The organism is Flavobacterium sp. W1B (genome assembly GCF_047344965.1).
Lineage (GTDB): Bacteria > Bacteroidota > Bacteroidia > Flavobacteriales > Flavobacteriaceae > Flavobacterium.
In genome coordinates, this window is the sequence record NZ_CP178845.1 from 1,383,639 (window position 1) to 1,397,947 (window position 14,309).

Sequence of the window (14,309 nt, forward strand, 5' to 3'; positions counted from 1 at the left end):
AAAATGAAAATTAAATTAAGCGTTTTCTTATTGTTCATTGCATTTATGGCAAATGCTCAAAAAGTGGTTCGGTACGATTTGTACGTACGAGATACTCTTGTCAATTTTTCGGGTAAGGAGAAAAGAGCCATTGCTGTAAATGGACAGATTCCTATGCCGACGCTAACATTTACAGAAGGTGATATCGCCGAAATTCATGTGCATAATGAACTTGACGAAGATACTGCCTTGCATTGGCATGGGGTATTTTTGCCCAATAAAGAAGATGGTGTTCCTTATTTGACACAAATGCCTATAAAACCGCATACCGAATATGTGTATAAATTCCCTATAATTCAACACGGCACGCATTGGTATCATAGCCATTCCGGTTTGCAGGAACAAATAGGAATGTATGGCGCCATGATTTTAAATAAGAAACAAGAGGATTCTAATCTCAGAAAAGGAATTGATGATTTGCCAACGATTCCTGTGGTTTTGAGCGAATGGACAGACATGAAACCTGAAAATGTGCATCGCATGTTGCATAACGCTTCAGACTGGTTTGCTATCAAAAAAGGAACTACCCAAAGTTATGCCGAAGCTATAAAAAGTGGTCATTTTAACACAAAACTTACCAATGAATGGAAACGAATGAACGCCATGGATGTGAGTGATGTTTATTATGATAAATTTTTGATTAATGGTAAAAATGAGAGCCAACTTTCGCAGTTTAAAGCAGGGGATAAAGTTCGATTGCGAATAGTAAATGCCGGAGCGTCCACTTACTTTTGGCTGACTTATGCCGGCGGAAAAATAACCGTTGTGGCCAATGATGGAAACGATGTGGACCCTATTGATGTCGACCGATTAATTGTTGCCGTTTCTGAAACCTACGATGTTGTCGTGACTATTCCTGCCGATAAAACAGCCTATGAGTTTTTGGCGACAGCCGAAGATCGCACAAAATCGACTTCTCTTTATGTGGGAGATGGGATCAAGCAATTAATTTCGCCTTTACCCAAATTGAATTATTTTGAAGGGATGAAAATGATGAACAAAATGATGAAAATGGACGGCAGTCTGAATGACATGGGAATGCAGATGAGTTTGCAGAAAATGGATATGAACGCCGTGATGTACCCGGAAATCAAAGGAGGAAATCACAAATCAAAAGATGAAAATCATGAGATGAGTCATGAAATGGATCATTCAAAACATGATATGAATACAAATAAAGATATTGTGACTCTAAATTATTCGATGCTGAAATCCCTAACTAAAACAGCACTTCCCAAAGATGCTCCTGTAAAAGAATTGCGATTTGAACTTACTGGAAATATGAATCGTTATGTTTGGAGTTTGGACAATAAAGTGGTTTCGGAAGCCGATAAAATTCTAATCAAGAAAGGCGAAAATGTGCGTATTGTGTTGCATAATAACTCGATGATGCGCCACCCAATGCACTTACATGGGCACGACTTTAGGGTTTTGAATGGTCAGGAAGACTATGCTCCCTTAAAAAATGTATTAGACATCATGCCGATGGAAACCGATACGATAGAGTTTAATGCCAATGCTGACGGCGATTGGTTTTTTCATTGTCATATTCTGTATCACATGATGGCGGGAATGGGTAGGATTTTCAGCTATGAAAACAAAGCGCCAAACCCTTTGATTCCAAATCCTAAATTGGCGCAACGCAAGTTATTTGCCGATGACAGAATGTTTCATCTAATGGCCGAAAATGATTTTGCCACAAACGGAAACGACGGCGAGATCATGTTGGGGAATACACGTTGGAGTATTGGTACGGAATGGCGGTTGGGTTACAACGCCCATCACGGATATGAAACCGAAACCCATATTGGAAGATATATTGGGAAAATGCAATGGTTGATGCCGTTTATAGGTTTCGATTGGCGTTATAGAAAAATGAAAGAAGGGGAAATGGAGCAAAATATTTTCGGGCAGCAAAATACCAAAAACAAACGGGCGGTTGCCAGTTTAGGATTTGAATATACCTTGCCTATGCTGGTTAAATTTCAAACCGAAGTTTTTAGCGATGGAAAAGTCAGATTGCAATTGGAACGAAAAGACATTCCCATTTCAAAAAGATTGCGCATGAATTTGATGTGGAATACCGACAAGGAATATATGGCGGGATTACGTTATATTGTCAAGAGAAATTTTGGGCTGACCACACATTATGACAGTGATATGGGACTTGGTTTTGGCTTGAATTTGAATTATTAAAAGACTGAAAAACAATTGTTTTTTATCATATAATGTGCAGTCTAGGCGCTATAAAGAACTCTTTTTGGAGCTGGAGCGTTTTTTATTCCAATTTTCTTTTTTTAATTCAAACCAATTTGTCAAGTCTCCTTCATAGTCAAATGTCTCTAGAAGGTCAAAGCCTAATCTGGTGAGAACTTTTTTTGAGTTTGTATTTTTAGGGTCAGTTATTGCAAATACGGAGTCAATGTTTAAATTTTTAAATCCATAATCTAAAATTGCAATCGAGGATTCTGTAGCAAAGCCTTTTCCCCAATGCTTTTTCTTAAACCTGTAGCCAAGCTCGTAAAAATTAATGTGATTGTTTAAAGGTTCTCTAAAATATTTTAACCCTGACCATCCAATACATTCGTTTGTTGCTTTGTCAACTACAGCCCAACGAGCAATTCCGTTTTCTTGATATTGCTTTTTAAGTATTTCGATAACTTTTTTTATTTCATCTATTGATTTTACAGGATTGTTTTCAATAAACAAATGAACCTCTGGGTCAGAGTCCATCTCAAATAAGTCGTTTTCGTCTAAGTGTTCTAATTCTCTTAAAATAAGACGTTCTGTTTCTGCAAATATTTTCATTTAATCTTTCGTTTTTTAAAGGCTGACGTTTGCTGAGTTTGGTGAGATTCCGAAGCAGAGTATTTTCTGTTAGACGGAAACACGATAATTCCACTATAACCCCAATCTATCTGAGTTTGTTGGTGGCGGTGCTTATTTTGTGGAACGGTTCATTTTTGTAAGATCCCTTTTTCAACGCTTTCGTTTATTAAGTTCTCGGCATAATTCCAAATTGAATTTGAGCCGTCTTTTATTGCTTTCTTTTTTTCGTAAACTTTATCGTAGTTCACTCCAAATTCTGCCCAAGTTCCTCCGTTATTTGAAATGTTTTGAAGTAATGGTTCAAATCTGTCCATTGCTTTAGCAAATTTTGCCTCATTGGTTTGTCCATTTTCAAATTCTTCCCAGACCGAAATTAATTCGTCAGCTTGTTCTTTGGGTAGCATTCCAAAAATTCGATTTGCTGCTATTCTTTCTTCGTCAGTATTTGAATGGTTTTTCGTTGTGTCGTAAATAAATGTGTCTCCTGCATCAATTTCGACAATATCGTGTATCAAAACCATTTTCAGCACTTTCAAAATATCAATCGGAACATCAGAATGTTCTGCTAAAACAATTGTCATCATTGCTAAATGCCAACTGTGCTCAGCGTCATTTTCGTTTCTGTCGCTATTGAATAGTTTTGTCTTACGCTGAATATATTTGACCTTGTCTATTTCCTTGATAAAGTTGATTTGCTGTAATAAATTGTCTGCCTGCATTGTTCGTCTTGTTAAAAGTGTTGTTCTGATATTGCCATCAACGTTTCGCAACTAAGCGATTGTTGCGAAAATAGGAGCAGAGTATTTTCTGCTGAAACGAAAATACGATTAAAAACGTTAATTGCAGCAAAACACCAATATTGACAAGCTGATAGCTGAGGTGTTTTTTAATGAGTAATGTAGTAGAAGAATTTCCCAAAACGGTATCCAAATCTATAAATAAAGAATATACTTAATGTAATTAGGATTAAAATAATTGTAACAGATTTTCTAGTTAGTATATTCCAAATTCTATTTAAGGATTTATTTTCAAGAATAATTTTTTGAAATATAGGATCATTCTCAATATTTTTAAACATATTTATTGCGTAGTTTTTCATATTCTAAAATTTATAAGAATTTATATTTTTATGCTCGCTTTTGGTACTTGGTGAGTTTGGGGATTAAAGATGTGAGTTTTTTCTGTTTGATACAAATTCCCCAAATACAAAATCAGCTTTAAGTTCCGCTAAAATCCTAATCTTGCCAAGATGTTCGCTGAAGTGGTTTTAAGCTAAAACTCGATTCCATTTTTTTTCAATCTTTTTCAATGATGTAAAGATTAGAATTAAAAGGATTATTTCTATTGGAAAATAGAATTGATTGGAATCATTGAAATATAATTTTAGCAGAACTGAAATCGAACAAATGACAATTCCGACTAGACAATTTAGTTTCCCAAACTTTAAACCAAACTTAACTCCACGAATTAATAAAATCCCTGAAAATAAATTGAATAGAAGCAAGGAAGAAAATGTTACAAATAAAAAAGAAGATTGTTGTAGGGTTCTAAAACCATAAATATTTACTTCAACATTTGGAGAGATTTTATTTAGGAAGATGGATGACATTAATATTACTGAAATAGTTATTTGTAAGGAAAAAAGTAATTTCATCCAAATTGGTAGTAATTTGATTCTTGTATTTCTAGATGATTTGTTTTTTGTTAAAGTTTTAAGTGTTTTGTCCATAGCAAAAAGTGTTAAGTTATTGATGTCTCAGCAACTTGTATATATCATCAAATATATATCTTTTTCTGCTTTTAGAATGTTTATTATAGCCTTTATCTTTCTTATTTAGTGAATAGTTTGTGTTTTCTCTTTATATAGTTTCTGTCTTTAGTCGCGTGAAGGATGGCAGAGGAGCTCTTTATGGCTTTGCTTTTTTTGCAAAACATAAAAGCGAGAACGAACAGCCTGACGCGCCGCAGGGAAACGGAGGTGGGGCACGCCCAAAACAAGCGAAATATCCCGGTTTTCTGTTGTTGGAATCCGTTGAAATTCAATCCCGAAGGTTCGGGAGTAAAAAGCTTGGATGGCTTGTAAAAATTTTATAATTTTGCAACCCAATTTTATTATGTAAATTAAAGAAGAAGATGGATATTAAAAGAATAGCAATAGACGCTGTAAACGAGACGATTGTAATGACAGTGGTTCACATGGATTACAAAGGTCAAGTGGCAAAAAGAATAAACGAAAAAATGCCTTTGGCAACCGTTAAAGGATTTAGAAAAGGGGCTGTGCCTAAGGATCTTGTTGAAAAACAATACGGTAAAAAAATAAAAGAAGAGGAAGTTCAAAAAGTGGTTGACTTGGCTTTAGAGCGTTTTGTGCAATCTGAAAGATTAAATCTTCTTGGAACTCCACTTGCTAAAGTAAACGAAGATTTTTCTTGGGATGCTGAAGAATTGGTATTCGAATACGAAATTGGATTGGTTCCAAACTTCGAATTAGACTTAGAGGCTAAAAACGACATCGTAAAATATGTTGTTACTGCTGATGATAAATTGATTGACGGTCAAGTAGAGCGTATCCAAAAACAATTTGGTACTGCAATTCCTCAAGACGTTGTTGTAGCTGGTTCTGATTTGTCTGGAACTTTCTCAAACGAAGAAGCTGGAATCAATAACGGAACAACTATTTCTTTGGATATTTTCAAAGACAAAGCTACTGCTGATAAATTCATCGGTAAAAAAGTAGGTGATGTTGTTACCGTAAACACAAAGGAATTATTTGAAGACGCTCATCAATTGATGGACGTAATGAAAATAGCTCATGATGAGGTTCACACTATTGCTGTTGATGTAGATTTCACTATCGAAGCGATCAACACAACAGAATTGGCTGAATTAAACCAAGAATTGTTTGATAAACTTTTCGGAGCAGGAACTGTAGCTTCATTGGATGAATTGAAAGCAAAAATCAAAGAAGATGCTGAAAATCAATTCGCTCAACAAGCAGATCAAAAATTATTAGGAGATGTTACTGAGTTCTTGATCGAAAACACAAAATTCGATTTACCAGCTGAATTCCTTAAAAAATGGTTGCAAACTGTAGGAGAGAAAAAAATGACTGCTGAAGAAGCTGAGGTTGAATATGCGCGTTCTGAAAAAGGATTGCGTTTTCAATTGATCGAAGGTAGAGCAATGGCGCAAAGTAACATTCAAATTACTTTTGAAGACTTGAAAACTTTCACGACAAAAAATATCCGTCAACAAATGGCACAATTCGGACAAACAAATCCTACTGATGAAGAAGTTCAAGGAATTGTAGCTAGAGTTTTGTCTAACCAAGACGAAGTAAAAAGACTTTCTGACCAAGTTGTAGCAGAGAAATTATTGGAATTGTTTAAAGAAAAAGCAAATCCAACAACTAAAGAAGTTACTTACGAAGAATTTATTGCCGCTTCATACGGAGAATAATTTCTAAAAAAATAAGTATATTTGAGCGTCAAAAGAATATTTTTTTGACGCTCTTTATTTTTATTGGTTTAAGGTTTAAAGTTCAAAACGGAGCAACCTTAAACTTTAAACTTTTTTAAACTTAGAACGAAAAATATGAACTACGGTAAAGAATTTAAAAAATTTGCTACAAAGCACCAAGGAGTGAATGCGATGTATTACGATAAAATCGTAAGTGCTATGAATCCTACAAATATGACTCCATATATTATTGAAGAACGTCAACTGAATATTTCTCAATTAGACGTTTTTTCGAGACTGATGATGGACCGAATTATTTTCCTTGGAACAGGAATTGACGATCAGATCGCTAATATCGTTCAGGCACAGTTATTGTTCCTTGAAAGCGCAGATGCTTCAAAAGACATTCAGATTTATTTGAACTCTCCAGGAGGAAGTGTTTATGCAGGATTGGGGATTTATGACACGATGCAATACATTAAGCCGGATGTAGCTACTATTTGTACAGGAATGGCAGCTTCTATGGGAGCGGTATTGTTGTGTGCTGGTGCTGCAGGAAAACGTTCGGCATTGCCGCATTCTAGAGTTATGATTCACCAACCATCAGGAGGGGCGCAAGGAGTTGCTACTGATATGGAAATCAACTTGCGTGAAATGTTGAAACTGAAAGATGAATTATATAAAATTATTTCACACCATTCAGGGCAAACTTTCGAAAAAGTACACAATGACAGTGAACGTGATTATTGGATGATTGCTGAAGAAGCAAAAGCATACGGAATGATTGATGAAGTTTTAATAAGAGGATAAATAAGTATTCAGTATAAAGTGATCAGTATTAGATGGGTCACTTAATACTGACCACTGCTAACTACAAAAGATGGCAAAAGAAGTATTACAATGTTCTTTCTGCGGAAGAAAGAAACCAGAGACCAGTTTACTGATTGCTGGAATCGATGCGCACATTTGTGATAAATGTATCGAGCAAGCTCATGGAATTGTTCTCGAAGAATTAAAATCAAGTGGAAGTTCTAAGTTGGTTGGAGATTTAATTTTAAAGAAACCAAAAGAAATTAGAGCATTTCTTGATCAGTATGTAATAGGGCAGGACCAAACTAAGAAAGTAATGTCGGTTGCGGTTTACAATCACTACAAGCGTTTAATGCAACAGCAACTAGACGATGAAGTAGAGATTGAAAAAAGTAATATCATCATGGTGGGACAAACCGGAACAGGAAAAACATTGGTAGCCAAAACCATCGCAAAAATGCTAGATGTTCCTTTGGCTATTGTTGATGCGACTGTACTTACCGAAGCGGGTTATGTAGGAGAAGACGTCGAAAGTATTTTGACTCGTTTGCTACAAGCTGCAGATTATGATGTTACCAAAGCAGAACGCGGAATCGTATTCATTGATGAAATTGATAAAATTGCCCGCAAGAGCGATAATCCATCGATAACACGTGATGTTTCAGGTGAAGGTGTGCAACAAGCTTTATTGAAATTATTGGAAGGAACTGTTGTGAATGTACCGCCAAAAGGAGGACGTAAGCATCCGGACCAAAAATTCGTAGAGGTAAATACGCAAAATATCTTGTTTATTGCCGGTGGAGCTTTTGATGGGGTTGAAAGAATTATTTCTAAAAGACTAAACCGTCAAGCTGTTGGTTACAGCACTTCAAAAAATGTTGATAATATTGATAAAGACAATTTGTTGCAATACATTATCCCAAAAGACATCAAAGATTTTGGATTGATTCCGGAGATTATTGGTCGTTTGCCGGTATTGACCCATATGGATCCTTTGGATAGAGAAACCCTGAGAGCTATTTTGACTAAACCTAAAAATGCTTTAATCAAACAATATCAAAAATTATTTTTGATGGATGAGGTAGAATTTACAATCACTGATGAAGCTTTGGATTTTATTGTTGATAAAGCATTAGAATACAAATTAGGAGCTCGTGGATTGCGTTCTTTATGCGAAGCCATCTTAACGGATGCAATGTATGAATTACCAAGTTCTGACGATAAAACATTAGAAATTACCAAGGAATACGCAAAGGAAACCTTGAATAAGAATTTATTAAAACGATTGGAGATCGCTTCATAAGTAATATTTTTTATTATACATAACAAACCTGTTCGTTTAATCGAACAGGTTTTTTTATTTAGTTATTTGTTTGATTTATAGATATTTAGTATTTTTATACTAAAAAAATATGGAAACAAAATTATTTTTAAATCTACCGGTGAAAGATTTATCAAAATCGATTGAGTTTTTTACAGAATTGGGATTCTCATTCAATCAGAAATTTTCAAATGAAAAAGGTACTTGTATGATAATTGGAAATAGCTCTAATGTTATGTTATTGGTTGAAGAATTTTATAGAACTTTTACCCATAAGACAATTTGTGACGCTTCAAAGTCTAGCGAAGTCCTTATTTCTATATCTGTTGAAAGAAGGGAGGAAGCAGACAAAATGATAGAAAAAGTTATAAAAGCGGGTGGTTCCGAATATATGGAATCTAAAGACTTTGGCTGGATGTATCAAAGGTCTTTTCTCGATTTAGACAATCACCATTGGGAAGTATTCTTTATGGACGAAAGTTTAATGCCAAAGGAGTAATGTGTTTATTTTCGAAAAATAGATAATGTTATAATGCAATTGCTGTAGAAGTAATTGGTAGAAATCGAAAAGGATATTTTTTATTCTTTAAACCGTTATTATTTTAAGTTGCATGTTTTTTAATTGATCCAAATAATCTCTTTGGTTGGATAATCTTGGGATTTTATGTTGTCCGCCTAGTTTATTGCGATCTTTTAGCCAGTCATAAAACAAATTTTCACGAGCTATATTTATCACCAGAGGGTTAAGGGTCATGTTGTTGTGCCTTTTTGCTTCGTAATCTGAATTTAAAGATTGCAAAGTATCGTCTAAGGCTCTTTGGAAAACGGATATATCAGCAGGTGTTTTTCTGAATTCGATCATCCATTCATGGGCACCTTTTTCTTTATCGATCATAAAAACGGGAGCAACAGTATAATCAATGACTTCGGAGTGAGTCAAATGACAGGCTTTGGCAATGGCCTGATCTGTGTTTTCGACCATTAGCTCTTCGCCAAAAACATTGATATGGTGCTTGGTTCTTCCGGTAACTCTGATTCGATACGGGCTCAATGAAGTGAAACGAACGGTGTCGCCAATTAAATAACGCCACAAGCCAGAATTAGTGGTGATTACCAAGGCATAATTTTTGAAAAGCTCCACTTCTGCCAAACGGATTATTTTTTGATTGGGCGTACCAAAAGTGTCCATCGGAATAAATTCATAGAAAATTCCGTAATCGAGCATTAAAAGCAAATCACTCGAATTATTCAAGTCCTGAATGGCAAAAAAGCCTTCAGAGGCATTGTATATCTCGTAGTATTTGAAATCTTTTTTTGGAAGTATTTTTTTGTATTGTTCGCGATAGGGTTCAAAATTTACGCCTCCATGAAAATAGACTTCTAAGTTTGGCCAAATTTCCAATAAGTTCCCTTTTCCTGTTTCTTCGAGCATTTTATTCATCAAAACAAGCATCCACGAAGGAACTCCAGCAAAACTGGTTACATTCTCATTTTTAGTTTCGTTTATGATGGCTGCAATTTTGGCTTCCCATTCGCTCATCAAGGAGGTTTTGTTGCTTGGTGTGCTACTAAATTCAGCCCAAATAGGCATGTTTTCAATTAATATGGCCGATAAGTCACCAAAAAAAGTATTCTTGTCTTCGTATATTTGAGAGCTTCCGCCGAGTCGGAGACTTTTTCCAAGAAAGAGCTCAGAATCTTCGTTATTATTCAAATACATACAAAGTAAATCTTTGCTTCCTTTGTAATGGCAATCTTCTAGGGCTTGATTGCTTACCGGAATAAATTTGCTTTTTGCATTGGTTGTTCCGCTTGATTTAGCAAACCATTTTATGGGTTCTTCCCAAAAAACATTCTGTTCGCCTTGCCTGGTGCGTTCTATCAAGGGCTGTAATTCTTCGTAAGTAGAAATAGGAACTCTGTCGGCAAATGTTTGGTATGATTTTATCGATGCATAATCATATTTAGTGCCTATAATCGTTTTTTCAGATGCGCGTACCAAATTCAACAACAATTCTTCCTGAACTTCATTGGGGTATTTTATGAAAAGTTCAATCTGGTGAATCCGCTGTTTTAGTACCCAAGATGCAAAAGAATTGATTATTGTTAAAGGCATATAAATTTCAGATTGTTGATTAACGATTTTAGATTTCAAGTTTTTGCAATTGCAAAAAGGCTGAAATTTAAGATTTGAATATTAACTTTACCAAAAATAACAAAATTTGTCAAACTTCAAACTTTAAAATTTAAACTTAATGCAATACGAGGGAGTACTTACTAAGATGCAAACAGAATTTGGGGATCCAATTCAATATTATTTGGTTTTTGAGGATAGTTTTTTAAACGTAAATCAATTGTTAGATAAAAATATTGAAATCAATTTTGAGGGTTACCAATGTTTGAATTGTGGAAAAAAGAAAAAGATATTCCGACAAGGATTTTGTTATGATTGTTTTTATTCCAGTGCAGCTGTTGGCGATTGGATTATGAAGCCGGAGTTGAGCACTGCCCATCTTGGGATAGAAGACAGGGATTTAGTCTATGAAGAGAAAGTACAATTGCAACCGCATATTGTGTATTTGGCTTTGTCGAGTGAAGTGAAAGTAGGGGTGACCAGAAAAACCCAAGTTCCTACTAGATGGATTGATCAAGGAGCAGTTCAGGCAATTTCTATTGTCGAAGTGCCTAATCGATATTTGGCAGGAATAACAGAGGTAGCGCTTAAGAATCATTATGCAGATAAAACGAATTGGCGTAAAATGTTGACCAATTCTGTTGAACATATTGATTTAATTCAGGAAAGATTAAAACTGGAAAATCTGATTCCTGCAGAGGTTCAAGAGTACTTCTTTTTGGAGAAAAATGATTTATATGAAATGCATTATCCGGTTATTCATTATCCAACAAAAGTAAAAAGCCTAAGTCTGGATAAAACCCCAAACTTTCAGGGAAAATTAACCGGTATAAAAGGACAGTATCTTTTGTTTGAAGACGGAACTGTGTTTAACGTTAGGGGCTCTGAGGGTTATGTGGTAAGGATTTTAGTTTAGCAAAAAATATTACTTAAATTATTGAACTAAAAAAGAGGAATCTCAATGAGTTGAGATTCCTCTTTTTTTAGTTGAATTAATAAATAGTTGCTAATTAACTTTTGTGGTGTCAGCTACTTTTTTCTTTTTATTAAAAAATCCGTTCAATAGTTCCGAGGCTTTTGCCTTAACTTCCTCTTTCGCCTTTGTTTTTACTTCTTCTTTAGTTGCCGGGATCACTGTTTTGGTAGTGTCGCCAGGCTTTTTGTTTTTGTTGATCAAATCAGTCAATGCCGATGTGCCTTTGCCTACCAATTTTTCTTTTTGTTGCTGTACCAATTGGTTGGTTAGATTGGTAACCGCAGTTTTTAAATCAGTGGATATTTTAGGGTTCGAAAAGTTCCCTGTCAAAATAGCATTAATTGGAATGTTTTCCAGCTTTGCTGCATCAGCAGGAGAAAGTTTTGCTATTAAAGCATTGGCTTCAGAACCTAAATATTTAGCAGGTACGTCAAATTTTAAATTGTAATTCATGTTTTGGTCAAATCCATGTGTTCCTCCAATGGAAGCTTTGATGTCTTGGTATTTGATCTCAAAAGGTTTCACGTTCACCATTCCATTTTTGAAAGTTATAGCGGCTTTTAAATCATTAAGATTGATTTTTTTTAGATCGAAAAATTTCAAATTAGAGCTTAAAGCAGTCAATAAGGTTGAATTACTTGAGTTAACCGTCGTTGAAAGCAATTGCCCTAATAAATCTCCGGTCAATGTTTTTAAATCAGGACTCATAGACTCGGTAAGATTTCCATTCAATTTTATCGTAGAATTTAGTTTTCCGTTGATGATTCCTGCTATTGGTGCAATTTTTTTCAACATATCCAGTTGGGTAAAAGACTGAGCGATATCTACTTGGTTTAGCCCCAGATTCATGTCAAAAGTAGGTGTTTTTCCTTTTGTGGAAACGGCTCCGTTCAAGCCAATGGTTCCGCCAAAAATAGAAGTTTTGACATTCTCCATTGTCACTTTTTCGTCTTTTACAATCAATTTTCCAGAAACGTCTTTCAGTGTTAAATTGTCATATAAAACGGTGTTAGCTTTTGCCGTAAGCGAACAATTCAAGAAAGCTGGGATTTTCATGGCTTCGGTTTTTTTAGTCTCTGCTTTAGCAGTTTCTTCCGTGGTCATAAAATCGCTAACAGCCAATTGATTTGAATTCAGATTGAAATTCCCTTTTAACTCCTGGTTTTTAAAAATAAAACCATAGAAATTTTCCAAGACTCCGGTGACGCTTAAATCACTTTTTCCGGTTGCAGCATCAAATTGTTTCAGATTGACCTGATTCGGGTTAAACTGTACCAAGGCTTGGCTAATGTTCATGGTTTTGCCGTTTTCATCAGAATATTTAAAGCCGGACAGACTCATTGTTCCTGCATTATTGATGTTTTGGTACTGGCTTTTTTCAACCGATTGCATATCGAATTTTGTTGTCACATCGGCTTTCAAAATCCCCGTTAAAGGCTTGTCTAATTTTATAGGATAGGCTTTGGATAAATTTGCAAGATTGATGGTTCCTTTTAAAGCGGCATCGACTAAGGCGTTTTGGGTAACATTTCTAATATTTGCTTTTGCGTTAAAAACATCCTGATCGATTCTAAAAGAAAGCTTGTCCAGATTCACATAAGTGTCGTTTAAGATTCCGGTTTCATTAATGATTTTAGTGTCAATGACAATATTTTGAACTGATTTTGGTAAATCAGGATATTTAAATGAGGCATTGTTTGATGCAATTTCGATATTGAATTTTGGTACAGTAGTATCGGAATAGAGTCCTTTTGCAAAACCTATAACAGTAAAATCACCAGTGGTTTTTACATTGTCTAGACTCGAAGCATAAGCTGCCGGAATAACGCCTAAGAAGTTTTTAAAAGAGGAAGTTGGTGTTTTGAATTTCAAGTCATATTGCTGTCCAGCTTCAACCATTTGGATAAATCCGTCAAATTCCAGTGGCAATTGATTGATTAAGGCCTTGTTTTCTTTGAAAGTGTATTTGCTTTTTTCTAAATCGATACCCAAAACAGCATCCAGTGTCAAAGCTACATTTTTCATATAATTGACCTTGTCCATATCAAGAGAAACTTTTGCTGTCGATTTGGTAACTAAATCTAATTTTGAAGCTGCAAAATCTCCCGTGCCTTCATGGTTTAGGCTATCGATTTGCATTTTTATTTTTGAACTTTCATCAAAATACCTAAACTGAAAATTTTCAATTTTATAATTTTGGATTTTCAATGCTAATGGTTTGCTTTTAGTATCCTCTTTATTAGTGTCCTCTTTTAACGCAATGTCATAATTGCCGACACCGTCTTTGTTAAAAATGATGTTTATCAAACCGTTTTTTGAGGAAATTCCGTCAATATTCATCGCTTCGTTCTCTCCTTTGAAAAGCTCTTTGATAGACATTTTTAAATTCAATTCTCCCAAGGAAACTAAAGTATCTCCCTCAAATGGGGCTTTATTGATAATAACTAATTTGTCTAGAGTAACTGTTGCATTGGGGAAATTCTTAAATAAACTCAAGTCGGCATCCTTAAAAGCGACTTTTGCATCTACTTTTTGATTTATTGCATCTGCAATTTTGGCTTTTATTTGATCCTTAAAGAAATACGGAATTGCGAATAATGCCGCAATAAATAGGATGATTGTAATTCCGGTGATTTTTAAAATTTTCTTCAGCATATGTTTAGATGTTTTTTATTTTCTATTTGTATAGCAAAAATACTACCATAATTTATTTACAAAAATAATGTTTTATGAATTAGCTA

The 14,309-nt window shown here is 34.9% G+C and carries 11 protein-coding genes; 7 read left to right on the plus strand and 4 right to left on the minus strand.

The window, feature by feature from the left end; all coding sequences use genetic code 11:
- Positions 1-3: 3 nt before the first annotated feature.
- The gene (locus ACMDB5_RS06075) at positions 4-2,235 is read left to right on the plus strand and encodes a multicopper oxidase domain-containing protein (RefSeq protein ID WP_414000120.1); all 2,232 of its coding nucleotides are present in this window, start codon (positions 4-6) and stop codon (positions 2,233-2,235) included.
- Positions 2,236-2,283: 48 nt separating this feature from the next.
- On the opposite strand, the gene ACMDB5_RS06080 is transcribed toward ACMDB5_RS06075, so the two are convergent.
- The gene (locus tag ACMDB5_RS06080; protein WP_414000121.1) at positions 2,284-2,847 is read right to left on the minus strand and encodes a GNAT family N-acetyltransferase; all 564 of its coding nucleotides are present in this window, start codon (positions 2,845-2,847) and stop codon (positions 2,284-2,286) included.
- 149 nt (positions 2,848-2,996) lie between these two features.
- Positions 2,997-3,587: an HD domain-containing protein gene (locus ACMDB5_RS06085; protein ID WP_414000122.1), complete on the minus strand. Its 591-nt coding sequence runs from the start codon at positions 3,585-3,587 to the stop codon at positions 2,997-2,999.
- A gap of 1,172 nt (positions 3,588-4,759) precedes the next feature.
- Here ACMDB5_RS06085 and ACMDB5_RS06090 point away from each other — a divergent pair.
- The 5 genes from ACMDB5_RS06090 (at position 4,760) to ACMDB5_RS06110 (ending at position 8,957) form a co-directional block, all read left to right on the plus strand.
- On the plus strand, positions 4,760-4,951 hold the full coding sequence (locus ACMDB5_RS06090; RefSeq protein WP_414000123.1) for a hypothetical protein: 192 nt from the start codon (positions 4,760-4,762) through the stop codon (positions 4,949-4,951).
- Between the two features lie 50 nt (positions 4,952-5,001).
- Positions 5,002-6,327, plus strand: a complete 1,326-nt coding sequence (locus ACMDB5_RS06095) for a trigger factor (protein WP_414000124.1) — start codon at positions 5,002-5,004, stop codon at positions 6,325-6,327.
- 135 nt (positions 6,328-6,462) lie between these two features.
- Complete coding sequence (gene clpP, locus ACMDB5_RS06100; protein WP_414000125.1) at positions 6,463-7,137, plus strand: ATP-dependent Clp endopeptidase proteolytic subunit ClpP; 675 nt, start codon at positions 6,463-6,465, stop codon at positions 7,135-7,137.
- Between the two features lie 70 nt (positions 7,138-7,207).
- The gene (clpX, locus tag ACMDB5_RS06105; protein ID WP_414000126.1) at positions 7,208-8,440 is read left to right on the plus strand and encodes an ATP-dependent Clp protease ATP-binding subunit ClpX; all 1,233 of its coding nucleotides are present in this window, start codon (positions 7,208-7,210) and stop codon (positions 8,438-8,440) included.
- 109 nt (positions 8,441-8,549) lie between these two features.
- The gene (locus tag ACMDB5_RS06110; RefSeq protein ID WP_414000127.1) at positions 8,550-8,957 is read left to right on the plus strand and encodes a VOC family protein; all 408 of its coding nucleotides are present in this window, start codon (positions 8,550-8,552) and stop codon (positions 8,955-8,957) included.
- Positions 8,958-9,044: 87 nt separating this feature from the next.
- Here ACMDB5_RS06110 and ACMDB5_RS06115 read toward each other — a convergent pair whose 3' ends face one another.
- Positions 9,045-10,574, minus strand: a complete 1,530-nt coding sequence (locus ACMDB5_RS06115; protein WP_414000128.1) for a GH3 auxin-responsive promoter family protein — start codon at positions 10,572-10,574, stop codon at positions 9,045-9,047.
- Positions 10,575-10,713: 139 nt separating this feature from the next.
- Here ACMDB5_RS06115 and ACMDB5_RS06120 point away from each other — a divergent pair, with 139 nt between their 5' ends.
- Complete coding sequence (locus tag ACMDB5_RS06120; RefSeq protein WP_414000129.1) at positions 10,714-11,508, plus strand: DUF2797 domain-containing protein; 795 nt, start codon at positions 10,714-10,716, stop codon at positions 11,506-11,508.
- A 90-nt stretch (positions 11,509-11,598) separates the two neighbouring features.
- Here the strand turns inward: ACMDB5_RS06120 and ACMDB5_RS06125 are convergent, their stop codons facing one another.
- Positions 11,599-14,223: an AsmA-like C-terminal region-containing protein gene (locus tag ACMDB5_RS06125; protein WP_414000130.1), complete on the minus strand. Its 2,625-nt coding sequence runs from the start codon at positions 14,221-14,223 to the stop codon at positions 11,599-11,601.
- Positions 14,224-14,309: the final 86 nt, after the last annotated feature.